Source organism: Trueperaceae bacterium (assembly GCA_023954415.1).
GTDB lineage: Bacteria > Deinococcota > Deinococci > Deinococcales > Trueperaceae > JAAYYF01.
Window position 1 is genome coordinate 335,716 of record JAMLIB010000001.1, and the last position, 24,581, is coordinate 360,296.

General features: G+C 71.9%; 21 protein-coding genes. 12 read left to right on the forward strand and 9 right to left on the reverse strand.

From position 1 onward, the window contains the following. Positions 1–20: 20 nt before the first annotated feature. From M9914_01460 to dnaX, 3 genes are all read right to left on the reverse strand, one after another. Positions 21–332, reverse strand: a complete 312-nt coding sequence (locus M9914_01460; GenBank protein MCO5172837.1) for a YbaB/EbfC family nucleoid-associated protein — start codon at positions 330–332, stop codon at positions 21–23. Between the two features lie 58 nt (positions 333–390). Further along, positions 391–885 (reverse strand): hypothetical protein, encoded by a 495-nt coding sequence (locus tag M9914_01465; GenBank protein ID MCO5172838.1) that lies wholly within the window; start codon positions 883–885, stop codon positions 391–393. A 143-nt stretch (positions 886–1,028) separates the two neighbouring features. After that, positions 1,029–2,663, reverse strand: a complete 1,635-nt coding sequence (gene dnaX / locus M9914_01470) for a DNA polymerase III subunit gamma/tau (protein MCO5172839.1) — start codon at positions 2,661–2,663, stop codon at positions 1,029–1,031. Between the two features lie 87 nt (positions 2,664–2,750). Here dnaX and M9914_01475 point away from each other — a divergent pair, with 87 nt between their 5' ends. The 3 genes from M9914_01475 (at position 2,751) to M9914_01485 (ending at position 7,875) form a co-directional block, all read left to right on the forward strand. Beyond that, entirely contained in the window at positions 2,751–3,662 is a 912-nt protein-coding gene (locus tag M9914_01475; GenBank protein MCO5172840.1) for a patatin-like phospholipase family protein, read from the forward strand. Further along, complete coding sequence (locus M9914_01480; GenBank protein ID MCO5172841.1) at positions 3,662–4,897, forward strand: ATP-binding protein; 1,236 nt, start codon at positions 3,662–3,664, stop codon at positions 4,895–4,897. Before M9914_01475 ends, M9914_01480 begins: the two co-directional genes overlap by 1 nt. Before the next feature lie 200 nt (positions 4,898–5,097). Beyond that, positions 5,098–7,875: a cation-transporting P-type ATPase gene (locus tag M9914_01485; GenBank protein ID MCO5172842.1), complete on the forward strand. Its 2,778-nt coding sequence runs from the start codon at positions 5,098–5,100 to the stop codon at positions 7,873–7,875. A gap of 44 nt (positions 7,876–7,919) precedes the next feature. Here the strand turns inward: M9914_01485 and M9914_01490 are convergent, their stop codons facing one another. Both M9914_01490 and M9914_01495 read right to left on the reverse strand, forming a co-directional pair. Further along, complete coding sequence (locus tag M9914_01490) at positions 7,920–9,698, reverse strand: FAD-dependent oxidoreductase (GenBank protein MCO5172843.1); 1,779 nt, start codon at positions 9,696–9,698, stop codon at positions 7,920–7,922. A gap of 23 nt (positions 9,699–9,721) precedes the next feature. Continuing rightward, positions 9,722–10,876 (reverse strand): glycosyltransferase, encoded by a 1,155-nt coding sequence (locus M9914_01495; protein ID MCO5172844.1) that lies wholly within the window; start codon positions 10,874–10,876, stop codon positions 9,722–9,724. A 146-nt stretch (positions 10,877–11,022) separates the two neighbouring features. On the opposite strand from M9914_01495, the gene M9914_01500 reads away from it, so the two are divergent. Then, a complete protein-coding gene (locus M9914_01500; GenBank protein MCO5172845.1) occupies positions 11,023–12,099 on the forward strand; it encodes a protease complex subunit PrcB family protein in 1,077 nt (358 codons plus the stop codon). A 91-nt stretch (positions 12,100–12,190) separates the two neighbouring features. On the opposite strand, the gene M9914_01505 is transcribed toward M9914_01500, so the two are convergent. Continuing rightward, positions 12,191–13,363 (reverse strand): deoxyguanosinetriphosphate triphosphohydrolase, encoded by a 1,173-nt coding sequence (locus M9914_01505; protein ID MCO5172846.1) that lies wholly within the window; start codon positions 13,361–13,363, stop codon positions 12,191–12,193. On the opposite strand from M9914_01505, the gene M9914_01510 reads away from it, so the two are divergent. From M9914_01510 to M9914_01520, 3 genes are all read left to right on the forward strand, one after another. Then, positions 13,362–14,141 (forward strand): histidinol phosphate phosphatase, encoded by a 780-nt coding sequence (locus M9914_01510; protein ID MCO5172847.1) that lies wholly within the window; start codon positions 13,362–13,364, stop codon positions 14,139–14,141. The two genes, M9914_01505 and M9914_01510, sit on opposite strands and share 2 nt — an antisense overlap. A 79-nt stretch (positions 14,142–14,220) precedes the next feature. Continuing rightward, a complete protein-coding gene (ispG, locus tag M9914_01515) occupies positions 14,221–15,462 on the forward strand; it encodes a flavodoxin-dependent (E)-4-hydroxy-3-methylbut-2-enyl-diphosphate synthase (GenBank protein ID MCO5172848.1) in 1,242 nt (413 codons plus the stop codon). Positions 15,463–15,564: 102 nt separating this feature from the next. Beyond that, positions 15,565–16,206: a cob(I)yrinic acid a,c-diamide adenosyltransferase gene (locus M9914_01520; GenBank protein ID MCO5172849.1), complete on the forward strand. Its 642-nt coding sequence runs from the start codon at positions 15,565–15,567 to the stop codon at positions 16,204–16,206. 20 nt (positions 16,207–16,226) lie between these two features. On the opposite strand, the gene M9914_01525 is transcribed toward M9914_01520, so the two are convergent. Next, entirely contained in the window at positions 16,227–16,916 is a 690-nt protein-coding gene (locus tag M9914_01525; GenBank protein ID MCO5172850.1) for a hypothetical protein, read from the reverse strand. 65 nt (positions 16,917–16,981) lie between these two features. Next, positions 16,982–18,067, reverse strand: coding sequence for a quinone-dependent dihydroorotate dehydrogenase (locus M9914_01530; GenBank protein MCO5172851.1), 1,086 nt, complete (start codon positions 18,065–18,067; stop codon positions 16,982–16,984). 51 nt (positions 18,068–18,118) lie between these two features. Between M9914_01530 and M9914_01535 the strand changes: the two genes are divergently transcribed. Further along, positions 18,119–18,946: a hypothetical protein gene (locus M9914_01535; GenBank protein ID MCO5172852.1), complete on the forward strand. Its 828-nt coding sequence runs from the start codon at positions 18,119–18,121 to the stop codon at positions 18,944–18,946. Positions 18,947–18,951: 5 nt separating this feature from the next. On the opposite strand, the gene typA is transcribed toward M9914_01535, so the two are convergent. Further along, positions 18,952–20,757, reverse strand: a complete 1,806-nt coding sequence (typA, locus tag M9914_01540) for a translational GTPase TypA (GenBank protein ID MCO5172853.1) — start codon at positions 20,755–20,757, stop codon at positions 18,952–18,954. Positions 20,758–21,062: 305 nt separating this feature from the next. Between typA and gnd the strand changes: the two genes are divergently transcribed. From gnd to M9914_01560, 4 genes are all read left to right on the forward strand, one after another. Beyond that, a complete protein-coding gene (gnd, locus tag M9914_01545; protein MCO5172854.1) occupies positions 21,063–22,520 on the forward strand; it encodes a decarboxylating NADP(+)-dependent phosphogluconate dehydrogenase in 1,458 nt (485 codons plus the stop codon). Positions 22,521–22,812: 292 nt separating this feature from the next. Then, positions 22,813–23,016, forward strand: coding sequence for a glutaredoxin family protein (locus M9914_01550; protein ID MCO5172855.1), 204 nt, complete (start codon positions 22,813–22,815; stop codon positions 23,014–23,016). 104 nt (positions 23,017–23,120) lie between these two features. Next, positions 23,121–23,894, forward strand: coding sequence for a bifunctional demethylmenaquinone methyltransferase/2-methoxy-6-polyprenyl-1,4-benzoquinol methylase UbiE (gene ubiE / locus M9914_01555; protein MCO5172856.1), 774 nt, complete (start codon positions 23,121–23,123; stop codon positions 23,892–23,894). Continuing rightward, positions 23,891–24,568 carry a hypothetical protein gene (locus M9914_01560; GenBank protein MCO5172857.1) on the forward strand — a complete coding sequence of 226 codons (678 nt, stop codon included), beginning with the start codon at positions 23,891–23,893 and terminating at the stop codon, positions 24,566–24,568. The genes ubiE and M9914_01560 overlap by 4 nt, the downstream gene beginning before the upstream one ends. Positions 24,569–24,581 lie beyond the last annotated feature (13 nt).

The following is a 24,581-nucleotide window of genomic DNA, read 5'->3' on the forward strand; positions in this document are numbered from 1 at the left end:
GCGCTCGGGCGACGGCTGGGTCAGAGCATGCCTCCCAGACCCTGCATGCCGCCCATGGCGGCCCCCATCTCGCGCTCCTGCAGCTCCTTGGCCCGGCGTTGCGCCTCGCCGACGGCCGCCGTGACGAGGTCCTCGAGCATCTCGACGTCCGCCGGGTCGACGATCTTCTGGTCGATGCGGACCTTCGTCACGGTCCCGTCGCCCGTGGCCTCGACGCGTACGAGGCCGGCGCCTGCCGAGCCCTCCACCGTCATGGACGCGAGACGCTCCTGCGCTTCCGCCACCTTCGCCTGAGCGCGCTGCGCTTCTTTCATGAGCTTCTGGATGTTCACTAGTTCTCCTCGATCGGCCCTGTCGGCGAACGGCGCCCGGGGCGCGTCGGCGTTGCCGTCACTCGTCGCTACCGGGAGGGTCCGGCTCTTCGGCGCCATCGTAACCGGCTCCGTACTCCTCGGTCGTTCCCGCCGCTTCCTCCGCCTGCTCGCCCGTCGCGGCGACCGGCCTGAGCGGGCTCACTTCGAGGACGCGCCCGGGGAAGAGCTCCTGCAGCCTGGCGAACGCCCTGCCCTCCACCGTGTCGCCGGCGACGTGGGTCGGGGACGTGGGGGCGCCGCGCGCGGCGCCCCCACGCTGCCTGCCGCCGCTCCGCTCGCGAGGGGCGTGGCGTTCGGGGCGCGCGCCCTGCCCTTCCTTGGCACCGGCTGCCTGCCCCTCGGTGTCCGGCCGGTCGTCCGCGGTGCTCGCCCGAGCGACCTCGTCCTGACCGAAGGCCGGCTCGGCGGAGTCCGACCATAGGTCGCCCGTGGCGCCGCCGAACGACGACTCGACGTCCTCGGGTATGAAGTCCTCGATCGCGCGCGGCGCGGCGGCCTGCGCGGGCGGCACGGGCGTCGCCGGGGCCGTGGGCTGCGCCGCTTCTGGCGGCGCGGGTTCCGGGGTCGCTACCTCGTCGGCGCCTTGCGCGCGGGCGCGAGGGCGCGGCTCTTCATCGGTCGGTAGCTTCGGCGGAGCGGTCGGCGCGCGCTCCGTCAGACTTTTTTTGGACCACCGCCCGGCCCGTCGACTTCGATCTCGAAGGCCGCGCCCGCGACGTCCGTCACCAACGCCCTCAGCTCTTCCAGGCGCATGAGGAGCTGCTTGTGGTGGAACTCGTTGGTGTCGGGGTAGGCGATGCGGATGGTCCTGCCGACGATCTCGACCCGCGCGGGCGCCAGGAACGCCTTCAGCCGCACGTCGGCCTTGCTGCGCACGGCGTGCCAGGAGAAGCTCGCTTCGCCCTGAGTGCGTTCGGGCTGCCTGGGCCTGGCGTCCGCGGCGGCGGTCGGTTCGGCGGTCCGCCTCGGCCCGGCCGGCGCCGCGGCTCGCGCGTCGTCGGTCGGCGCACGTTCGTCCGGTGCGCGTTCGTCCGGTGCGCGTTCGTCCGGCGTCCGGCCGTCCGGCGTCCGGCCGTCCGGCGTCCGGCCGTCCAACGTCTGGTCGCCCGGCGCCGGTTCCTCGGGCGCTCGCGCGGCCCGAGCCGCGACGCTTCGCGCCGCGGTGTCCTCCGGCGCGTGTGCCTGCGGGACGGCGCCCCTCCCGGAGAGGGTGGGTTGCTCGTCCGACGCCGTCCTGGCCGCGAAGGCCGCCGGCACGTTGCCGCGCAGCGCGTTACGCGCCTTGATGAGCGCCACCTCGAGCGAGTAGAGGTCGTCGTGGCGCACGAACCGCTCCTGCTCGTCGTCGAGCGCGTGCAGCAGGCGCAGGAGGTCGTCCTCGGCGAGCTCGAGCCACGGCGTTCCCGCTAGGCGGGCGTGCAGCGCGTCCCTGAGCGTGCGTGCGAGCTGCTCGGCCAGCGTCCGTGGCGCGAACCCGGCGCGGTAAAGGCCGGACGCCTGCTCGAGCAGCCCCTGCAGGTCGCCCTCGGCGAGCGCTTCCGCCATGGCTCTCAGACGCTCATGCGGAGGCAGACCGAGGGCGTCCTCCGCGCGTTGCAGCGTGATTGACTCGCCGCCTGCGAGGAGCCTGTCGAGGAGCGACTCGGCGTCGCGCATGCCGCCGTCGGCGCTCCGCGCCACCAGCTGGAGCGCCGCCGTCTCCGCCGCCACCCCGGCGGCGGCGCTGAGCCGCGCCAGCTTGCCGACGATCTCCCCGTCCGTCAGGCGCCTGAAGCGGAAGTGCTGGCACCGTGACAGCACGGTGGGCGGCAGGCGCTCCGGCTCGGTGGTGGCGAGCACGAACAGCAGGCTCGGCGGCGGCTCCTCGAGCGTCTTGAGCAGCGCGTTCGCCGCGGCCTTGCTCAGCATGTGGGCCTCGTCGAGGATCCACACGCGCGTGCCGCCCCTGATGCTGGAGAGCATGGTCCGCTCCCGCAGCTCGCGCACGTCGTCGACGGAGTTGTTCGAGGCGGCGTCCATCTCGATCACGTCCGGATGGCTGCCTGCTTGGACGAGGCGGCACGATTCGCATACGCCGCACGGACGCTCGCCTTCGCCGGCCTCGCAGTTGACCGCCATCGCCAGCAGGCGCGCGCTCGTCGTCTTGCCGACGCCGCGCGGCCCGGAGAAGAGGTACGCGTGGCCGACACGCCGGCGCCTGATCGCGGCCGTGAGCACGTCCTTGACGTGGTCCTGGCCGACGACCTCGTCGAACGTTACGGGCCTTGCGCGCTGGTAGAGGGCGGACATCTCGCTTCAAGAATCTACCATCGCCCCACCCGCGAGCCCGTTGCCGGGTTCCGTGGTCGGCCGGGGCCGGGGTAGTAGCATTCGCGCATGCACGGACGATCGAGCGCGCCGGGGAGGTCGGAGGGGGTCGCCATCGCCCTCGGGGGCGGCACGGCGCGCGGGCTCGTGCACGTCGGGGTGCTCAAGGCCCTCGACGACTCCGGTACGCGCCCTACCATGCTCGGCGGCACGTCGTTCGGCGCCGTCATCGCCGCCCTCTACGCTTTGTGCGGCAACGCTTACGAGCTCGAGCGCGTCGTACGCACCCAGGACATCGGCGAGGTCTGGCGGCAGGGGATCGACTTCGGCCTGCATCGCGGCGCCGTCGTGCATGGCAGGCGCTTGCGGGATTGGCTCGACAGGAAGTTCTTCTTCGGGGCCACGTTCGAGGACCTTCACGTCCCGTTGGCCGTGGCCACTACCGACCTCGCTACCGGCGAGCTCGTCATCGTGGACAGCGGCCCGCTGGCGGACGCGGTGCGGGCGAGCTGCGCCCTGCCCGGGCTCTTCGCCCCCGTGCCTTGGCGGGACCAGTGGCTCATCGACGGCGGTTTCGTCGAGCCCGTGCCGTTCTCGACCCTCGGGCGCGGGGACGGGGTGCGCAAGCTCGGGGTGCACGCGGGGGTCGACGTGCGCAGCTCCAAGGTGGTGAGGGCCATCCGCGCCTTCAACGTCACACCCTTCGGTCGCGCCTTCCTCGCGCACGGCGAGCGGGTGACGCCTCGCGGCCCGATCGGTCAGATTTACCGCGGGCTCACCATCTCCCTCGGCTCCTACAGCCGCGGTTTGCGCGTGCCGGCGGACGCCACGCTCCTACGGGTCGAGCCGCACATCTCATGGTGGGACTTCCATAAATCGCCTGACGCCGTCCTGGCGGGAGAGAGGGCCATGCGCGAGCTGCTCGGGAGCGGTCTCCTCGCGGAGCCCGTCCCAGAGCCCACCGCGGTAGCCTTGCCCTGATGCCGACAGACGTCCGTCCTCCAACCGGCTCGCTGTTCCCGGACCTGACGAGCGCGCCGTGGTGGGCGCCCCTCGAGCTGCTGAGCCGCCAGGGCGCGGCCACGGGCGGCCACGCCGCCGAACTCGCCCTCGACCTGGCCGTGGCGCTGGCGGTCTCCGGCCACGCCGACCCCGCCACCGCCGTAGCCACCGGCCTGCTCTCCGGGCGCTCCGTGCTGGCCGAGTACGCCGGGCGACCGCTTCCCGCCGGCCTGGCCGCCTTGGCGCGCCGTGAGCTAGAGCACGTGGCGAACGTGGTGCGGCGGGCCAACGCGGGCCACGGCGCCGAGCGGGCCTCCGCTCCGCACCTCGCCGAGCTCGCCCAGGCACGCCTCGAGCCGTGGGCCGCGGCCCACGTCGCCAGGCTGGCCGCGGCGTTGACAGGCGGCGCGTCGCCCGACCCGACCGTCACCTACCTCGACCTGCTCGGAACCGTCGGGAGCGGCCCGGCGGCGCTCCATCCCGTGACGCGGTGGCGCTCCGGTAGCCTCGAGCCGGTGCTTCACCCCGACCTCCCCGACTGGTCGGCGCTGGTGGGGCTGGAAGGTCCGCTCGGCTCCCTGGCCCGGAACACCGAGACGCTGCTTGCCGGCGGCCGGGCGAACGACTGCCTCCTCTACGGCGCGCGGGGGAGCGGCAAGTCTACGGCCGTTCGGGGCCTCGCTAGGCGTTACGTCGAGCGCGGCCTGCGCCTCGTGGAGCTGCAGCCCGAGCGGCTCGACTCCCTGCCGGAGCTCGTCGAGCTGTTGAGGCCCCAACCGCTCGCGTTCGTGCTCTTCGTCGACGACCTCGCTTTCGAGGCGGACGACGGGCGGTACCGGCCGCTCAAGAGCCTGCTCGAGGGCGGCGTGACGCGGCGACCGGGGAACGTCGCCCTCTACGCCACCTCGAACCGCCGGCACCTGGTGCGCGAGCGGTTGCGCGATCGGCCCGACCCGCTGGACGACGACGTGCACGCCTGGGACACCCACCACGAGCGCCTCGCGCTCGCCGACCGCTTCGGGCTCGTGATCACTTTCCCCACGGCCGATCAGCGCGCCTACCTCGAGGTCGTGCGCGCCCTGGCGGCACGGTCGGGCGCGGCGGCGCACGGCGCCGAGCTCGACGAGCTGGCCCTTCGCTTCGCCGAGTGGAACAACGGCTACTCGGGGAGGGCCGCGAGACAGTTCGTCGATACCCTGCCCAGCGGACGCTGAGGACGTGCTCGACTAGCCGGCGGGTCTGTCGTCACTTCTGGAACGGGGCCGCTCGGCGGTAGCGTCGTGATGGTATGGGCGCGCCAGCGGAGAAGGCGACTGGTAGAGGCCGGCAGCGGGAGCGTCGGTCGGCCGCCGAGGGTGGGCACCCTCCCGAAGGGCGGACGGACGCCCCCTGGGCCGAGGCGCCGGAGAGGGCGTTGGCGCGGTTCGGCGTCGATCCGGCGCTCGGGCTCGGGCCGGACGCGGTCGAGGCGGCGAGGCGCCGCTTCGGCGGAAACGTCCTCGACGTAGGGGGTCGGCGGTCCGCGGTCGCCGTGCTCGTCGAGCAGTTCAAGTCCGTTCTCGTCGCGTTGTTGGCCGTGGCCGCCGGTCTGTCCGCGTACTTCGGCCAGGTCGCGGAGGCGGTCGCGGTCCTCGTCGTGCTCGTCCTGAACGCCCTGATAGGTTTCGTGACGGAGCTGCGCGCGGTGCGCTCGGTCGAGGCCCTGAAGCGGTTGGGCACGGCGCACGCCCGGGTCAGGCGCGCCGGCAGGCTCCAGACCGTCCCCGCGGAGGACCTCGTCCCAGGCGACATCCTCCTCGTCGAAGGCGGCGACGTGGTGAGCGCGGACGCGCGCATCCTCAAATGCAGCAGGCTCGAGGCCGACGAGTCGAGCCTTACGGGCGAGTCGGTGCCCGTCGCCAAGGAGCCCGCGGCGGTGGCGGCCCTCGCGCCGCTGCCGGAGCGGTCGTCGATGCTGTACAAGGGCACGGCCGTGACCCGAGGCGGCGGCGAGGCGGTGGTCGTGGCGACGGGCATGGCGACGGAGCTCGGCCGGATCAGTCGGCTCGTCACGGCGGCCACCCGGGCTCCGGGGTCGGACGGCGGCACGCCCCTGGAACGGCGCCTCGACGGCCTCGCGCACCGCCTCGTCTGGCTGACCCTCGGCGTCGCCGTCCTCGTCACGCTGACCGGCCTTGGCAGCGGCAAGGAGTGGCTCGTGCTCCTCGAGACGGCCATCGCATTGGCGGTGGCCACGGTGCCGGAGGGGCTGCCCATCATCGCGACCTTGACGCTTGCCCAGGGCGTCAGGCGCATGGCGCGGCGCAACGCCCTCGTCAACCGGCTGGCCGCCGTGGAGACGCTCGGTGCCACGAGCGTGATCATCACGGACAAGACGGGGACGTTGACGGAGAACCGCATGGCGGTCGCGAGCGTCTGGCTGCCCGCGGGGGAGGTGGGGTTCGAGGCCGGCGGTCCGAACGGCGACGGCGTTGCCGCTGGCACCGGCGACCTCGGTGATCCGCACGTCGGCAAGGCGGGCGGGCGTGGCCTTGGCGAGCAGCTACGACACGCCCTCGCGGCCGCGGCGCTCTGCGTCACGGCCGAGCTGCCCTCCGCCCAGGGGGCGCCGGGGGAGCCGGGGGCGAACGACGGCGGGGTGGGCGACCCGCTGGAGCTGGCCCTGCTGCGCGCGGCGAGGGCGGCCGGTCTCGAGCGCAGCGAGCTCTTGGCGCGCCACCCCGAGCTGCGCCAGGAAGCGTTCGACCCCAACACGCGCGTCATGGCGACCACCCACCGGCTCGGTGACGACCCGGGCGCGGGAGGCGCGCCTGCAGAGGGCAGTGGCGACGAGCGCCCCGGCGCCACTCGCATGTGGCAGATCGTGAAGGGGGCGCCCGGCGCCGTCGTCGCAGCGTGCGCCACGCTGGCCGACGGTCGGTCGACGCCGCTCGACCCCGCCGGGCGCGCGGCGTGGCTGGAGCGCAACCGCGCACTGGCCGCGCGCGGCCTGCGCGTGCTGGCGTTGGCGGAGCGCACGGGCGGCGTGGCGGAGGGCATCGGGACCGGGGCCGCGGGAGCGGAGGGTCACCACGACCTGGCGCTCATCGGCCTGGTCGGCTTGGCCGACCCGCCGCGCCCCGAGGTGCGGGGCGTCCTCGAACGTTGCAGGGCGGCGGGCATCCGCGTGGTCATGGCCACGGGCGACCAGGCGGCCACGGCGAGTGCCGTCGCGGCGGCCGTCGGCCTGGAGGCGCCGCAGAGCGTGGTGGACGGCAGGGTCATGGCGCAGCGCCTGGCCGACGGCGCGGCGGGGGAGGCAGAGCTCCTGACGGCCTCGGTCTTCGCCCGCATGGCGCCCGAGCAGAAGCTCGAGCTGATAGCCATGCACCAGCGGGCCGGGAACGTGGTGGCCATGACCGGCGACGGCGTCAACGACGCACCCGCTCTGCGGCAGGCCGACATCGGGGTGGCGATGGGGCGCGCGGGCACCGACGTCGCGCGCGAGGCCGCCGACATGGTCCTCCTGGACGACGCCTTCGGCACGATCGTCGCGGCCGTCAGGGAAGGGCGGATCGTGTTCGAGAACATCCGCGCCTTCGTCCTTTACCTGCTCTCCTGCAACCTGAGCGAGGTCCTGGTGGTCGGGCTCGCGGCCGTTCTGGGCTACCCGCTCCCGCTCCTGCCGCTCCAGATCCTCTTCATCAACCTGGTGACCGACGTCTTCCCGGCCCTAGCCCTCGGCGCGGGGCGGGGCGACCAGGGCGGCTTGGCGCGCCCTCCGCGCCCGGCGACCGAGGCGCTCCTGGCCAGGCGGCATTGGCGTGCCGTCGTCGGCTACGGCGCCGTGCTGACCGCCGCGACCCTCGTCGCCTTCGGCGTGGCCCTCGAGCTACTCGGCGCCGCCGTGCCGGAAGCGGTGACCGTGGCGTTCATCGCTCTGGCCCTCGGTCAGGTCTGGCACGTGTTCAACATGCGAGAGCCGGGCACACCGGCCCTGCGGAACCAACTCACGCGCAACCCCTGGGTGTGGGCGGCGACGGTCGGCTGCACCCTGCTCGTGCTGCTCGCCGTGGCGCTGCCGCCCTTACGCCTCGTCCTGCAGGTGGAGCCGCTACCGCCGGCGGGATGGCTCCTGGCCGTGGCGGCCGCCCTCGCGCCTCTGCTCGTCGGTCAGGTCGGCAAGGCTTTCGGGCTCGGGCGGGTCGTGTGATGACCGGCTCGCCCGATCTCGTTACCGCAGTTCACGCAACCGGCCTAGGGCGCCTCCCCGGCCAGGGCGGCGGCGAGACGGTAGCTGTCGCCGCGGGTGAGCCCGGCCTGGGGCTCCGGGCCGGTCGCGAGCCCCGCGATCCGCAAGTCCTCCCACGCCGAACTCGGAGGGCAGGTCGTGAGCAGGCACGCGGCGCGGGCCAGGACCTCGCCCGCGATCTCGGACGTGAGCGGCGCGCCGGCGTCGTCGGCGACCAGCTCGAGCGTCAGCTCCACGAGCTCGCCGCCGACGTCGGTCCTGAAGTAGAACCGCGTGGAAACGTTGCTGAGGAGGTACGCGAACGACAGCGCCGAGACCTGCGCGTCGAGCTTCGGGTCGTTGTCGTAGCCGCCCACGGCCAGCCCGCGCGCGAGCAGCGTGCGGAACGCGCCGTACGCCTGATGGTCGACGGGGCCGACGGCCCGCCGCGCGCGGGCTTCGGGGAGGTAGGCGCCGCGTCCCGCCAGCGCTTGCCGCACGCCCATGACTAGGCCCTGGTCGTGGGCCACGGTGCTGGTCGGCACGGCGAGGCGCACCGCCGTCGCGGCGGCCACGCCCGCCGCCTCGCCCATCGCCATGCCGAACGGCACGACGCGGGCGGAGGCGAACGCGACCGGGTCGTAGCCGGCGCTGCGCCCCACCACCCAGAGGTTGTCGACCGCTGCGGTGGTCAGCATGCAGAGCCGGCCGCCGTACATCTCGGGGGCGCCCCAGACGAAGCCGGCGTCGTGCGCCGTGAAGCTCTGCGCGTCGAGCGGGTAGCCGCCCGCCGCCACGGCGTCCGCCGTGACCAGGTTGTCGAGGACGGCGTCCGCGCTGAGGACGCAGTCGGCCAGGAGGTGCCGCGACTCGCGCACGTACAGCTCGGAGGCCGCGCCGGCCAAGCGCGCGGTCTCGAACCCCGGTAGGTGCTCGCGCAGGTAGGCGACGATGGCCTCGCCCTCTACGAGGCCGCGCGCGCGGCCTTCGGCGAGGCTCTCCGGATCGAGCGGGTCGAGCCCGTACAGGAGGAGCGCGTTGACGAGGACGCTGCCGTCGTTCTGCAGGCCGAGGTTCAGGCCCCTCAGGCGCGCGTCGGGTCGGGTCGGCACGTAGGCGGTCGGCACCCCGCCGAACGAACCCCAGGCCACCGTCTCACGCATGTTGGCGTAGCCCCGCCCGCGCGCGCTCACCCCGCGCCTGAGCGCTTGCCAGTCCACGCCGGCAACGTTCAGGACGAGCGTGTCCGCCTGCCGTTGCGACACGCCGAAACGTTCCCAGCCGATGTCGAAGGGGGCGGCCGTCTGGGCGGCGAGATCGGCGTCCGCGCTCGCGTCGACGACCTGCAGCGCGTTCACCTCCACGCCCAGGTCGGTCAACTCGATCCCCCGCAGCACGCCGTCGACGTAGCGTGGCGCTACCCGCCCAGACTCGGTCCACACCTCGACGCCGGCGTCGGCGAGCATGCGCTGGAAGGCGCGTTCCGCGACCGGGACGTCGAAGGCGTCCATGGCGCCGACCATGCGCCACCAGCGCTGGAACAGGCCGCGCTGGTAGTTGAAGGGTTGCGTGCGCATGTCGAGCATGTTGAGCTCGCCCAGGACGAACAGGCCCCCGAGACGCGCGTCCGCCGTCACCATGAGGGTGCGCGCGCCCTCCTCCGCCGCCGCGACCGCCGCCGTGATGCCCTCCGGCTCGCTGCCGTAGACGACCACGTCGAAGTACGCGATGCCGCCGTCCGTCGGGAAGGAAGGTCCGAGGACGCGTTGGGCCGGCGCCGGGCCGCTCAGGAGCAGCGTCAGCATCGCCAGCGTTCGAAGGGCGGCCGTCACCGCTCGCGCCCCCTCACCACGAGCTCTTGCAGCACGCACTCCGCCACCGCCGCGGCCGAGGCCGGGCGCGCGAGCCCGGCGCAGTTCACGCGCATCTCTGCGATGCGGTCCGGAGCGGCCAGCAGGCGTTTCAGCTTGTGTCCGAGCGTCGTGATGGGGGCGACGCGCACGGCGGCGCCTTGTTCGAGAAGCACGTTGGCGTTCACCTCTTCCTGCAACGGGTAGGGGCTGGCGATGATCATGGGCAGGCCCGCCGCCAAGGCCTCGCTGCTCGTCATGCCGCCCGGTTTCGTGATCGTCACGTCGGCGGCGGCCATCAGGGTCGGCATGGCGTCCGTGAACCCCAGGACCCTGACGCTGACCGGCGCCGACGCCCCGGCGGCGAGGTCCTTGGAGCGCTCGAGGAGCTCCTGGCTATGACCGCACACGATCACGACCTGGAGCGGCGAACGCAGCGCGATGAGCTGCTCGACGACCCCGCGCAGCGTCTCCCCGCCGAGCCCGTTCGCCAGCAGGAGGAGCACGTCGCTGTCCTGAGCGAGTCCGAGGGCCGTGCGCGCGGTCGCCTTGTCCGGTAGGGCGGCGAACCTGGGGTCGATCGGGATGCCCGTCACGCGTATCCGGTGGTCGTCGACGCCGGCGGCCAGGAGCTGGGCGCGCACGTCGTCGCTGGCGACGAAGTAGCGCGCTATCCCCGGCTGGAGCCAGAAGGCGTGGGCCGAGAAGTCCGTGATGACCTCGGCCTGGGGCAGCGGACGGCGCCTGCGTATGCGGCCGGAGACGATCTCCGCGCCGAGGAAGTGCGTATGCACGAGCGCGTCGGGCCGGTAACGGTCGATGAGGCCGGGGACCTCGTACGAGAGGAGGCGCGTGACGCGCGCGCGCAAACGCTCCTGCACGCCCTTGTACTCGCTCGGGTTGCGATCGAAGCGGCGCCCGAGCCACTCGACCAGGTCAGGCATGGTGCGGATGAGGTCGAGGTAGGCCTGCCGGTATAGCCGCCTGAACGGCAGCGACGAGTACTCGAGCAGGTCGATGTGCTCCGCGTGCGCGCCCTGCGCGCAGAGGGCCGTGTGCAGCGCCTTGCCGGCGGCCACGTGGCCGCTGCCTACCGAAGCGGACAGGATCAGCACCCGTGGCGGATCGGTCACGGCCCGGAGCATAGCAAGGGAACCCGCGGGCTTGGGAAGCGGGGCGTGAGCCGCGCCGGTCTCCGACGCACGCATGAACGCCCGCATAGGAGCCGCCTGCCAAGTTCTCAAGAAGCCGGTGATAGCATGCGACGCGGAGGGTCCGAATGCCACGAATCTGGCTGCTGCTCGCCGTCATCGGCGTTACTCTCGCGGGGTGCGTGCCTACCTCGGCGCTTAGGATGGACGACCTTTACGTGTACGGAGCCGAGAACGCTCGGCTGACCTACTTCTACGGCGAGGCCGGTCAGATCCTGTACGACGGAGGGAGCCTGACCCTCGCGGAGCCGTCCGACTCGACCACCCCGACGGGCGGGTACGCGGTCAAGGGCGCGCTCCTGGCCGATGGCAGGCCGTTCCTACGCGCCGCTGTCCAGCCGCTCGGCGTCGAGCCGATCGTCGTCAGCCGCATACCCTTCACCACCGACTTGCAGGTGGCCGTCCAGGCCGACGTCGAAGAGGTCGTCTACTACGACGGGCAGTCGTTCCTCCGCCTGCTGCAGGCCGAGGAGGGCGGTACCGTCCGACCGGTCGTGCCTAGACCGCGGCTCAACGGGCTACGCGGGCTCGGTCAACTCACGAACGCGGAAGCCGACGCGCTGGCCGCCGCGCTCACGGCGAGCGGCCGACCGTTCGCGCTCGCGTCGCTGCCGCTCGCCGGTCTGCCCAAGCACGCCGTCGACGGCCTCTCCGAACACCGCCGCACCGGCGTCTACGTCCAGCGCGATATCGCCACCGACGCGGCCGCGTATAGACCCGCGCCGGAACGCCTGACGTGGGACGTGGTCGCGAGTGGCGACCAGGCCGTCGGCTTCACCGCCGCGAGCTACCAGCTCGTCACCAGCCAGACCGAGCTCGTCTCCCTCTGGCAGCGCGCCTACGGGAGCCGCCTGACCGTACCGCCGCTGCCGAACCTCGACTTCCGCCGCGAGACGGTCATCGCCGTCTTCATGGGCAGCCGCTCGACGGGTGGGTACGGGATGGACGTCAGGGACGTGAGCGAGGAGGACGGAGAGCTCTACGTCGACCTGGCCATCACCGAGCCGGCGCCCGGCGCCATCACCACCCAGGCGCTCACCAGCCCCTGGCTCCTCCTGCGCGTCCAGCGCAGCGGCTACGCCGCGGCCTGGCTACGCGATCCGTCCTCGGGCAACCTGATCGGGGTGGCGCGCGCGGACCGGTGAGCGCCGGGCCGCGCCTACGGACCGACCCGCCTCATGGCGGCTGGGCCGGCGCGGAGGCGCCCGGCCCAGCCGCTTCACGCTCTGAAGGGCCTCAGGTTAGGACCGTCGGCTCGAAGAGGCGCCGGTACTCCTCGTTCGCGTAGCGGTCCGTCATGCCGGCGATGTAGTCCGTGACGGCCCGCTCAAGCCCCAGCGTCTGCGCCTGGCCGACCACGTCCGGTGGGAGCATGTCGGGTAGCTCGACGTAGGCGTGGTAGATGCGCTCAAGCACGAGGTGCGCTTTGTGGGTCATCCGGATGAGGCGATGGTGGAAGTAGAAGTTCTTGTAGAGGAACTCCTTGAGCTGGGCCAACTGCTCGCCCATGGCCTCCGACGGTCCGAGGAGCTTGCTCCCGGCGCGGCGCACGTCGTCCAACGTGCGCACGCCGTGCTCCGTCAGGCGCGCGTCCGTGGCGTGAACCACGTCCGTTATCACGTCGCCTAGGAGCTCGCGGATCAGCACGTAGCGTTGTGGCGAGTCGAAGCGCTCCGGGTTCAAGCCCAGGCGCGTCATCAGCTCGCCCACCACGGGAACCGTCGCGACGTCCGTCGGCTTCAGGTGGCCGGAGCGCAGCCCGTCGTCGAGGTCGTGGGCGTTGTACGCGACCTCGTCGGCGACGTTGACGACCTGGGCCTCGAGCGTGGGCTGCACGTCGGGCTCCCAGCTCGGGTCGGGCACGTCGTACTTCGTTTCGTGCTTCATGATCCCCTCGAGCGTCTCCCACGTGAGGTTGAGGCCCGGGAACCCCGGGTAGCGCCGCTCGAGCTTCGTCACGATGCGTAGGCTCTGCCGGTTGTGGTCGAAGCCCCCGACGCCGGCAGCCAGCTCGTTGAGGGCCTTCTCGCCCGCGTGCCCGAACGGTGGGTGCCCCAGGTCGTGCGCCAGCGCGATGGTCTCGGCGAGGTCCTCGTTGAGGCCGAGCGCGCGCGCGATGCTGGTGGCCACCTGCGCCACCTCGAGGGTATGGGTGAGGCGGGTGCGGTAGTAGTCGCCCTCGTAGTTGACGAACACCTGCGTCTTGTACTCCAGGCGCCTGAACGCGCTCGTATGGACGACGCGGTCGCGGTCCTTCTGGAAGGCCGTGCGGTAGGCGCTCTCGCTCTCGGGGTGGAGGCGCCCGCGCGACTCGGCCGCCAGCGCAGCGTAAGGGGCGAGGGTCTGACGTTCGCCCCGCTCGAGCTGTTCACGCGTCATGAGCATGGTGGCGTTATCGTACCAAGCCATGCCAGGCACTCAGCTCGACGCTTACCTCGCCACGTGCGTCTCCACGGCTTACGACGCCGGGCGCCTGACCCTCGGCTACTACTCCGCCAACGTCGCGGCCGAGTACAAGCCGGACGACTCGCCCGTGACGCGCGCGGACCGCGCGGCGGAGGAGCTCATCCGCTCCCGCCTCGAGGCCGCCTACCCGGACCACGGCATCGTCGGCGAGGAGACGGGCAGCACCAGGGAAGGCGCCCCCTTGCGGTGGTTCATCGACCCGATCGACGGCACCAAGAGCTTCATGCGCGGCGTGCCCCTCTACGCCGTGCTCCTCGGGCTCGAGGCGGAAGGCGAGATCGTGGCGGGCGCGGCGTACTTCCCGGCCCTCGACGAGCTCGTCTACGCGGCAAGGGGCAGGGGCGCCTTCCTCAACGGTCGGCCGGTGCGCGTGCGCGACACCGAGACGCTCTCGCGCTCGTTCGTCGCGTTCACGGATGCCGGGTCGTTCGAGCGGCATGGCCGCAAGGCTGCTTGGGAGCGCGTCCAGGCCGCCACGTACCACCGGGTGGGGTGGTCGGACGCCTACGGCCACGCCCTCGTGGCCACCGGACGCCTCGAACTCATGCTCGACCCCATCCTGAACGCGTACGACGCCGGCCCGTTCGGGGTCATCCTGCCCGAGGCCGGCGGCTACTTCGGCGACTGGCGCGGCAACCCGGGCATCCACGCCGGCGAGGGCCTCAGCACGACGGCGCGGCTGCTGCCGGAGGTGCTCGAGCTCATCGCGCGCGGGGAGTGAGGGCCCCGCGCAGCGGCTCCCGCGGTCCGCTCTTCCGTTACGCGGGCGGCGGTCGGTCGGATAGTAGACTCGCGGCTGGATGACGAGCAGCGCAGGCAGACACCCGCGACGTGAGACCCCGACGACGTGGGTCGGGTCCGTGCCCATGGGCAGCGGGCACCCCGTCGTCGTGCAGTCCATGACGAACACGGCCACCTCCGACGTGGCCGCCACGGTCGCGCAGGTCGAGGACCTGTGGCGCGCCGGCAGTGAGATCGTGCGCATCACCGTCAACGACGCCGCCGCGGCCGAGGCCGTGCCGGAGATACGGGCGCGCCTGGACTTCCTCGGCATCGGCGCGCCGCTCGTCGGCGACTTCCACTACAACGGCCACCAGCTCCTCACGGCCTACCCGGCCATGGCAGCCGCGCTCGCGAAGTACCGCATCAACCCAGGGAACGTCGGCCCTGGTAAGCGCCACGACGCCAACTTCCTGACGATCATCGACGTGGCCAAGGACAACGGTAAGCCCGTGCGGATCGGGGTCAACTGGGGCTCTCTCGACCAGACGCTCCTCGCGCGCATGATGGACGAGAACGGCCGTAGCGGGGCGCCCGCGCCCGCGCAGGAAGTCCTCATCGAGGCGCTTGTCGCCTCCGCCCTGCTCTCCGCCGAGGTCGCCGAGGAGCACGGCCTGCCGCACGACCGCATCGTCATCAGCGCCAAGGTGAGCAGCGTCCCAGACCTGTGGGACGTGTACAGGCGCCTCGCCGCCAGATGCGACTACCCCCTGCACCTTGGGCTCACCGAGGCCGGCATGGGCTTGAAGGGCGCCGTCGCCAGCACGGCCGCCCTCGCCCCGTTGCTCGCCGAGGGTATCGGCGACACCATCCGCGTCTCGCTCACCCCAGACCCCGGCGCACCGCGCGAGCGGGAGGTCGAGATCGCCCGCGAGGTGCTGCAGGCGCTCGACCTGCGCCGCTTCGCTCCGAGCGTGACTGCCTGCCCGGGCTGCGGGCGTACGACGAGCACCCTCTTCCAGGAGCTGGCCCGCGACATCCAGGCGCACCTCAAGGCGTCCATGCCCGTGTGGAAGCTACGTTACCCGGGCGTGGAGAGCCTGCGCGTCGCCGTGATGGGCTGCGTCGTGAACGGGCCCGGCGAGTCGAAGCACGCCGACATCGGCATCAGCCTGCCGGGCACGGGCGAGGCGCCGCGCGCGCCCGTCTACCAGGACGGCAAGCTCCTCACCACCCTCCAGGGGCCGACGCTGGTCGAGGACTTCAACCGGCTGCTGGACGAGTACGTGGCGCGGCGGTACGGGGTCGCGGCCTCGGACTGATCCGGCGGGCTCCGCCGTCAAGCGATGTTCGCGGTGCGCGCGCTTGACCGCCCGTCGGTGGTCGGAGCCCTCATCAGGGACCGGAGGCATATCCTGAGCCGCATGAAGATCTACACGCGCACGGGCGACGACGGCAGCACGGCCCTCTTCGGAGGCTCGAGGGTCGGCAAGGACGACGTTCGCGTCGAGGCCTACGGTACCGTCGACGAGGCGAACTCCGCGCTCGGGTTGGCGCGGGCAGAGCTGGCGGCGGAGGCGGCCGGTCGTCGCGCGGCCGGCGGCGGCGCCGTCACCGACGCCACTATCGCCGCTGCCGCCGGCTTCGCGACCCTCGACGCCGACCTTGCCGCCCTCCAGAGCCTCCTCTTCGACCTGGGGGCGGACCTCGCCACGCCGCTCGGCACGAAGACGCGCGAGTTCGTGCGCGCTGTCGACGCCGAGGACGTGGCCAGGGTGGAGGAGATGATCGACCACTACACGGCGGAGCTGCCCGCGCTGACGCACTTCATCCTGCCGGGGGGCACGGCGGCGGCCGCGGCACTGCAGCTGGCCAGGTCGATCATCCGCCGCGCCGAACGCGGCGCCGTGACGCTCGCGCGGAGCGAGGACGTGGGCGAGCAGGTGCTGCCCCTACTCAACCGACTCTCGGACCTGTTCTTCACCCTGGCGCGCGTGGCGTGCCTGCGGGCGGGCGTGAGGGAGGTCGTCTGGGAGGCCAGGAGGCCCGAGCGGCCGCGGCGTTGACGTGAGCCTGTCGGTACGAGTCAGGGCCGGAACGTGATCCCGAAGTCGACGTGGACGGAGTTGAAGGTGGTCGTCGCGTCCCCGCCGTTGATGGGCACTCGCACCCACGCGAAGACGTAGCGCGTCTCGAGCGACAGTGCCAGCCAGTCGGTCAGGAAGTACCTTCCCTGCACGCCCAGCTGGGCGCCGACGCCCGTCAGGTAGTACCTGCTGCCCGGGTCGACCTCGCTGCGCGTGCCGAGCTCCTCGCCCCTGATGACGCTGGCGGGGTTGGTGATGGCCGGGCCCGCGCCGGCGCGCAGGACGAGCTCGGAGCTCGCGTCGACAGCGAACGTGTAGGTCACGTTGCCGAAGAACACGTTGTGGCCGTCGGAGAGCTCGAAGTGCTGCACCACCCCATCGGGGTCGACGCCGCTAACGTAGTAGGCCTTGTCGTGGAGGAACTCGAGCTCGTAGCCGAGTAGGCTGGCCGGCGGCCGGTAGGAGACGCGGAAGGCGTAGTAGCTCTCCGCCAGGTCGACGAGGCCGTGGATGGGCAGCCAGGGGCGCGTCTCCCATACCACGTGCTCGATGACGGCCGTCGCGAAGCCGTCCTGCGCCACCGTCAACGTGTTGGGCACCTTGGCGCTCGTGCCGGTGGAGACCTCGAAGCTCCAGCTGCCCGCATGCGCGGTCGCGCATGCCAGCAGGACGCATAGCCATCTCAACATCGCAAGCCCCCTCTGATCCCGCGTCCCGGTGGACGGCGCGGGGCGGTCTCCTCGTCGTCCTTCGCTTACTTCCGCCCGCTCAGCTCCGTTACCTTGCCGGCCCCGCGCCGGTCGAGCTCACGCGCGATGCCCGTGAGGACCTCGCCGACGAGCGCCGGCCCGTGGTAGATGAACCCAGTGTAGACCTGCAGGAGGTCGGCGCCGGCCGCGAGGCGGTCCAGGGCGTCGCGCGCGCCGAAGATGCCGCCGACGGCGACGATGGGTAGGGAGGTTCGGCCACGCAAGAGCTCCAGCACGGCGAGCGCGCGCGCGGTGAGCGGCCTGCCCGACAGGCCGCCGGTCTCGTCGCGATGCGGCGAGCGCAAGCCTTCGCGCGCCAGGGTCGTGTTGGCAGCCACCAGCCCGTCCACGCCGACCTCTTCCGCCGTGGCCACGAGGTCGACCAGCTCGGCGTCGCCCAGGTCCGGCGCCAGCTTGAGGAGCACGGGCTTGTGGCCGAGGGCGGCGCGCAGCTCGGCTACGACGCCGAAGAGCTCGGCGAGCGGTTCGCTCCGTTGCAGGGTGCGCAGGCCGGGCGTGTTCGGCGAGGACACGTTGACGACGAGGTAGTCGGCGTGCGGCCAGACCAACGTCAGCGACGCCCGGTAGTCGGCGGCGGCCGCGGCGACGTCGGCGGCGCGCGACTTGCCGACGTTGACGCCCAGGATCGCGCTCCCCGCCCGCCTGCGCAGCTCGCGGCGCTCGAGCCGCCCCAGCCGCTCCGCCATGGCGGCGGCTCCCAGGTTGTTGAAGCCCATGCGGTTGATGAGCGCCTCGTCCTCGAGGAGGCGGAAGAGCCGCGGTCGCGGGTTGCCCGGTTGGGCTAGCGCAGTGACGCTGCCTACCTCGACGGCCCCGAAGCCGAGCGCGGCCAGGGCGGGGAAGGCCACGCCGTTCTTGTCGAGGCCGGCGGCCAGGCCCAGCGGGTTCGGGAACCGGAGCCCGAAGAGCTCGACCTCGAGCCGGGGGTCGGGGGCGGGGGCGATGAGCTCGAGGACGCGCGGCGCCAAGACGCTGCGGCTGGCGAGCGCGAGGGCGCGGATGACGAGGTCGTGCGCCTTCTCGGGATCGAGGCGGAAGAGGTACGGCTTCGCGAGGTCGTATGCGTTCACGTCCCTCCAGTGTCGCACGGGACGCGCGGGGCACCGTGGTAACGTCTGCCAGTGGTGGAGTTCCCGTCGGCCGAGGACAGGGCCACCGAGGAGCAGTTCCTCGTCGCCCAGGAGCACTTCTCCGGCTCCCTCGGCGAGCTCGCCCACGCCCTGCGGACCGGCTCGCTCGAGCCGCGCCGGATAGACCTCTACCGACTCGTTCGCGACTACCTGAGCTACTTCGAGCGCCACGCCGAGGCCGACCTCGAGCTGGCCACGGAGGCGCTGCCGCGCCTGGCGCAGGTCATCGAGCTCAAGACGCGCCTCTTGCTCCCCAAGCCTCCGAAGGCTCAAGAAGACGAAGAGGAGGACGCCGTGGCCGTCGCGCTCGAGGCCGTGGCGCTACTCGAGGAGCTGGAGGAGGCGATCCTCTTCCTGAGGCGCCGCCGCGAGGAGCGACGGCTCGTGGTGCCCGCGCGCGCGCCGGCCCCCGACTACCCCCGCAAGGAGCGACCGCTGCGCGTCACGCCGCGCGACCTCGCCCGGATGGCCGGGCGGTACCGCGTGGGCGGCTACTTCGAGCTGGCGCTCGAGCGCCTCACCCTCGCCAGCATGGGTCGCTTCATCCTCAAGACCCTCCGGGGCCTGGGGAGCGGGCGCCTATGGGACATCCTTGGCGCGCGCGACTGGCCCACGCGCGCGGTCGGCCTGGCCGCAGTGCTCGAGCTCGTGCGCGAGGGCAGGGTGAGCGCCTCGCAGGACGAGCCGTTCGGTCCGATCGTGGTGGCGGTGGCCCAGGCCGGCTCGGAGGGCAGGTCGGCCCGGGCGGACGACGACTGGACGGAGCACGAGGCGGAGGACGCGCAGCTGGGCGAACCGTTCGAGGCGCCGGCGGCCTAGAGGACTCAGGCCAGCGCCTTGCCCCGCTCCCGCTTGCGCATGTTCGGGTCCAGGACGCGCTTGCGCAGCCGCAACGACTGCGGCGTGACCTCGAGGAGCTCGTCGTCGTCCAGGTACTCGAGGGCCTCCTCGAGCGACAGGCGCTTGGGCGGCGTGAGGAGCAGGTTGTCGTCCGAGCCGGCCGCGCGCACGTTCGTGAGCTTCTTGTTCTTGCAGACGTTCACGTCGAGGTCGCCCATGCGGGCGTTGGCGCCGACGATCATGCCGACGTACACCTCGGTGCCCGGGTCGATGAAGAAGATGCCGCGGTCCTCGAGCTTGTAGATGCTGTACGCGAACGTCTCGCCGGCCTCCATCGAGACGAGGGAGCCGTGGTTGCGGGTGACGACCTCGCCCGCGAACGGCTCGTAGCCGTCGAACGTGTGGTTGAGGAGGCCCTCGCCCTGCGTCATGGAGAGGAAGAGGTTGCGGTAGCCGAAGAGGCTGCGGCTCGGGATGCGGAACTCGAGGCGCGAGCGGTCCTCGCCCGGGTCCATGTTCACGAGCACGCCGCGGCGGGCCGTGAGCGACTCCATCACGCTGCCCATGGCGCCGTTCGGGATGTCGACCACGACGCGCTCGAACGGCTCGAGGGTGGCGCCGTCCTCCTGCTTCATGATCACCTCGGGCCGCGAGACGCTGAACTCGTACCCCTCGCGGCGCATGTTCTCGACGAGGATGGAGAGGTGCAGCTCGCCGCGACCGCTCACGCGGTAGCGCTCGCTGCCGATCGCCTCGACGCGCAGCGCGACGTTCACGAGCAGCTCGCGTTCCAGCCGGTCGGCCAGATGGCGGCTGGTGACGTACGTGCCCTCGCGGCCGGCGAACGGCGACGTGTTGGGGCTGAACGTGACGCTCACGGTGGGCTCGTCCACCTGCACGGCGGGTAGGGCCACGACGTTGTCGGGGCTGCACAGCGTATCGCCGATCGTCACGTCGTCCAGGCCCGAGAGCACGACGATGTCGCCTGGCAGGCCGACCTCAGTCTCGATCCGGTTGAGCCCAAGGTGCGTGTAAACCTTCGTGATGCGCGCTTTCTCCGGCTCCTTGCCGGGCGCCACGCGCACTACCGTCTCGCCGGGCTTGATCGTGCCTTCCAGCACGCGCCCAAGCGCCAGCCGGCCGAGGTAGTCGGAGTAGTCGAGGTTGGCAACCTGGAAGCGGAACGGCGCGTTCTCGTCCGCCTTGGCGGGCGGCACGAAGTCGTGGATGACCTGGAAGAGCGGCGCCAGGTCGGTGCCCGGCTCCGCGCCCTCGAGCCACGCGCGCCCCTCGCGGGCGATGGCGTGGACGATGGGGAAATCGAGTTGATCGTCGTCGGCGCCCAGGTCGACCATCAGGTCGAAAGTGAGCGAGGCGACCTCGCCCGGCCGGGCGTCGCGCCTGTCCACCTTGTTGATGACGACGATGGGCTTGAGACCGCGCGCGAGGGCCTTGCGGAGCACGAAGCGCGTCTGCGGCATGGGACCCTCGGCGGCGTCCACCAGGAGGAGCACCCCGTCGACCATCGTCAGGGCGCGCTCCACCTCGCCCCCGAAGTCGGCGTGCCCGGGAGTGTCGACGATGTTGATCTTCTCGCCCTTCCACTCGACGGCCGTGTTCTTGGCGAGGATGGTGATACCGCGCTCGCGTTCGATGTCGCCGGAATCCATGACGCGTTCCGCGACCTGCTGGTTGGCGCGGAAGACGTTCGATTGGCGCAGAAGCCCGTCGACCAACGTGGTCTTACCGTGGTCGACGTGGGCGATGATGGCGACGTTCCTATGGTTCATTGGCTCTCCGTGTCCGACTAAGCCCGACGGTTGACGTGGGCGGAACGGGAGAGTATAGCGGACGAAGGGCTAGCCCGAGGGTTGCTGAGAGGAACCAGGCCGCCTAGACATACGCGACTCAGGGCATGATGCCGTTGGCGACTCCTGGCGCTCGGATCGAGGCGACATCACGTCGTCGCTAGGTACCGCCCGGTCCAGCGCGTCCGTATCTCACGCCTAGCCTCGAGACCTGGCCGTGGCTCGCACGGCAGTCACCGAAGATGGGCGAGAGGACCCCATCGAGGGCCTACGGGTAAGCTGTGCGGATGACCGACCGCCAAGCCGACATCGGGCTCGTAGGCCTCGCCGTCATGGGCCAGAACCTCGTGCTGAACATGAACGACCACGGCTACACCGTGGCCGTGTACAACCGCACCGCCTCCGTCACCCAGGAGTTCATGACCGGTCCAGCCGCCGGCACGCGCATCTCGGGTCACACCGACCTCGCCTCGTTCGTGGCGGCCCTGAAGCGCCCGCGCAAGGTGATGCTCATGGTCAAGGCCGGCGCGGCGGTGGACGCCGTCATCGCCGAGCTGCTGCCACTGCTCGAGCCGGGCGACGTCATCATCGACGGCGGCAACTCGAACCACACGGACTCCACGAGGCGCGCGCGCGCGTTGCGCGAGGCCGGCTTCCTGTACGTCGGCACTGGCGTGTCGGGCGGCGAGGAGGGCGCGCGTTTCGGGCCGTCCATCATGCCGGGCGGTCACGCGGAAGCCTGGCCGCTCGTGAAAGGCATCCTGCAGGCGATCTCGGCCAAGGTCGACGGCGCGCCCTGCTGCGAGTGGATGGGCGAGGACGGCGCCGGGCACTTCGTCAAGATGGTGCATAACGGCATCGAGTACGGCGACATGCAGCTGATCGCGGAGGCGTACCACCTCCTGTCCGACGTCGGCGGCCTGGAAGCGCGCGCCATCGGCGACCTGTTCGGCCGCTGGAACGAGGGCGTGCTCGACAGCTACCTGATAGACATCACCGCCCAGATCTTCAAGCACGTCGACGACGACGGGCGGCCGCTGGTCGAGAAGATCCTCGACTCCGCCGGCCAGAAGGGCACGGGCAAGTGGACGGCGACGGACGCCCTGAGCCTTGGCGTGCCGCTCACGCTCATCAGCGAGGCGGTGTTCGCCCGCTACCTCTCGGCGCTCAAGGACGAGCGGGTGGCCGCCGCCGCGGTGCTCGCGGGGCCGTCGGGCCGGCCGCCGGCCGCCGACCTTGGTGGGCTCGAGGCCGACCTGGAGCAGGCCCTGTACGCCGCGAAGATCGCGTCGTACGCGCAAGGCTTCATGCTCCTGCGCTCGGCGGCCGCGGAGTTCGGTTGGCACCTCGACTACCGCGCCGTCGCGCGCATCTGGCGCGGCGGCTGCATCATCCGCTCACGCTTCCTGAACGACATCGCGGCCGCCTACGAGACCGCGCCGGACCTGAGCAACCTGCTCGTCGCGCCGTTCTTCGTGCGGGCGCTGGAAGGGGCGCAGGGCGGTTGGCGCCGCAGCGTCGCGCGCGCCGTGGCGGCGGGCGTGCCCATGCCGGCCATGGGGGCGGCGCTGGCGTTCTTCGACGGCTACCGGCAGGCCCGGCTGCCCGCCAACCTCATCCAGGCGCAGCGCGACTTCTTCGGCGCGCACACCTACGAGCGCTTGGACCGGCCGCGCGGCGAGCACTTCCATACGGACTGGACGGGGCACGGTGGGAAGACCACGTCGGGGACTTACGACGCTTGAGAGGGTCGGTCGAACCGGATGAACAGGCGCTTGAGTCCGACTCGGCATAGGTAGTCACCGTCGATGCTCCATATGCAACGCGACTACCGCCTTGACGCGGACGAGACGGTAGTCTAGCCGGATGGTGCGGCTCGGGATGCTTGCCCGAACCCATTACGCATCGCGAGGAGCCTAGGTGTCCGGACCGACTCAACCAGAACCGACTCCGTCGGAAGCGACGCTATCCGACTCCACCCCACCCCAAGTTACGGTCTACACGACCTCCTGGTGCCCCGACTGCCAAGCTCTCAAGGTGTTTCTGAGCGCCAAGGGCATCCCGTTCACGGAAGTGAACATCGAGGAGGACCCGGAGGCCGTCGAGTTCGTCATGCGGGTCAACGCTGGCAAGCGCAGCGTGCCCACCGTGGTGGCCGGGGGCGTGGCCGCGAGCCTCTCGGGCTTCTCGCCCATCAAGGCGCACGAGTTCCTCGCTTGCGCGGGCCTGGCCACGCTCTGAAGGGGCGCGCTCCGAAGCGGCGCTCGGAAGCCGCGCTTCGGACCAGTACCGGGAGCCGGGAAGGGCTCCGCTTGCGCTTCGGCGCACATGGTAGCCTCCCGGCCATGATGGTCACCGCTGCCGGCCCGGATCCGCACGACGGCTCGCAGAGCGACGCGCGGAAGGCCGAGCGCGTCCGGGACATGTTCTCCGACATCGCCCCGACCTACGACCTCCTCAACGGCGTCCTTTCTCTCGGTACCGATAGGCGCTGGCGCGCTCAGGCAGCACGCGCTGCCCTCGCCGGGGTGCCGGTCGGCGGTGCCGTGCTGGACGTAGCCACGGGCACGGGCGATCTCGCCCTGGCCCTGAAGCGCGCGCGGCCGGACGCGCGGGTCGTCGGGGCGGACTTCGCCGCCCCCATGCTCGAGCTGGCGGGCCGTAAGGCCGCCGCGCGCGGGGTGGAACTGGAGCTCGTCCAAGCCGACGGCACGGCCCTGCCTTTCGAGGCCGGCTCCTTCGACGCCGTGACCATCGCCTACGGGCTGCGCAACTTCGCGGACCCGGACGCCGGCCTCCGCGAGTTCCGCCGCGTCCTCAAACCCGCCGGTCGCCTGGTCGTCCTCGAGTTCCCGCCCCCGCCCAGGGGAGCGTTCGGGACGCTCTTCAGGTGGTACTTCACGCAGGTACTGCCGCGCCTCGGGGCGCTCGTCTCCGGCGAGTCCGCCGCCTACTCCTACCTGCCCGAGTCCGTGCTCGCGTTCTTCACGCCGGATACGCTCGCGGCCCACATGCGTGCCGCGGGCTTCGGGGCGGTAGAGTACCGACTGCAGACGCTCGGCGTCTCCGCCCTGCACGTCGCGCACGTTCAGGGCGCCGCACCGGAGAGGCCGGCATGACGGACGATCTCGAACTGGGTCACGACTCGGACCTGAGGACGCCCCCGCCGGCCGGGGCCCTTGTCGTTCCGACTCGCGGCATGGAACCGCTGGGCACGGACGCCGGCTTCGAGGTCAACACGGACGCGGCGCTCTTCGATTCGAGCTTTCACGACGGCGAGGACGCGCACGCCAGGCGCTTCGGTCTCGCCATCGAGCACGTGAAGGGGAGCGTCAGGGGCCGGACGTTCGACAACGACGTCATGCGCCTGCGCGTCGGTCCGGGCGGCTTCTACGCCCAGTCGCGGCGCTTCGAGGCGGCCTTCTACGGCGACACCGGCAAGGCGACGGTGTCGTTCGTGAGCGAGGCCGAGGCCGCTGCCATCGTCTGGGAGGCGGTCGCGCACTACCGCTCCGAGGAGGCGCGCTCGCTCCTATGCGTGTACTCGAGCGACGAGGCGCCCGACTTCTTCCTCGGCTACCGGGTCAGCGACGACCAGCGCTACGAGATCGGACGCCTCGCCCGGGTCGTGCCGCTCCACATGCGGGTGCTGTTCTCGGCGGCCGAGACGGTCCCCCTCGTCGGCGCGACGAGCGGCGCGGTCGTCTACCAGCGCACCAGCACCGGCAAGCACGTGGTCGTCAAGGCGCCGGGGCGCCGCAGGCCCCTGATGGTCGGCGCCGGCCACCACTGAGGGCGGGTAGCTA

Bases quoted from the DNA above. Each gene is read 5' to 3' on its own strand.
- dnaX (MCO5172839.1), bottom strand. From the start codon at position 2,663: ATGTCCGCCCTCTACCAGCGCGCAAGGCCCGTAACGTTCGACGAGGTC.
- M9914_01475 (MCO5172840.1), top strand. From the start codon at position 2,751: ATGCACGGACGATCGAGCGCGCCGGGGAGGTCGGAGGGGGTCGCCATC.
- M9914_01480 (MCO5172841.1), top strand. From the start codon at position 3,662: ATGCCGACAGACGTCCGTCCTCCAACCGGCTCGCTGTTCCCGGACCTG.
- M9914_01490 (MCO5172843.1), bottom strand. From the start codon at position 9,698: ATGCTGACGCTGCTCCTGAGCGGCCCGGCGCCGGCCCAACGCGTCCTC.
- M9914_01500 (MCO5172845.1), top strand. From the start codon at position 11,023: ATGCCACGAATCTGGCTGCTGCTCGCCGTCATCGGCGTTACTCTCGCG.
- M9914_01510 (MCO5172847.1), top strand. From the start codon at position 13,362: ATGCCAGGCACTCAGCTCGACGCTTACCTCGCCACGTGCGTCTCCACG.
- M9914_01505 (MCO5172846.1), bottom strand. From the start codon at position 13,363: ATGGCTTGGTACGATAACGCCACCATGCTCATGACGCGTGAACAGCTC.
- ispG (MCO5172848.1), top strand. From the start codon at position 14,221: ATGACGAGCAGCGCAGGCAGACACCCGCGACGTGAGACCCCGACGACG.
- M9914_01520 (MCO5172849.1), top strand. From the start codon at position 15,565: ATGAAGATCTACACGCGCACGGGCGACGACGGCAGCACGGCCCTCTTC.
- M9914_01525 (MCO5172850.1), bottom strand. From the start codon at position 16,916: ATGTTGAGATGGCTATGCGTCCTGCTGGCATGCGCGACCGCGCATGCG.
- typA (MCO5172853.1), bottom strand. From the start codon at position 20,757: ATGAACCATAGGAACGTCGCCATCATCGCCCACGTCGACCACGGTAAG.
- gnd (MCO5172854.1), top strand. From the start codon at position 21,063: ATGACCGACCGCCAAGCCGACATCGGGCTCGTAGGCCTCGCCGTCATG.
- ubiE (MCO5172856.1), top strand. From the start codon at position 23,121: ATGATGGTCACCGCTGCCGGCCCGGATCCGCACGACGGCTCGCAGAGC.
- M9914_01560 (MCO5172857.1), top strand. From the start codon at position 23,891: ATGACGGACGATCTCGAACTGGGTCACGACTCGGACCTGAGGACGCCC.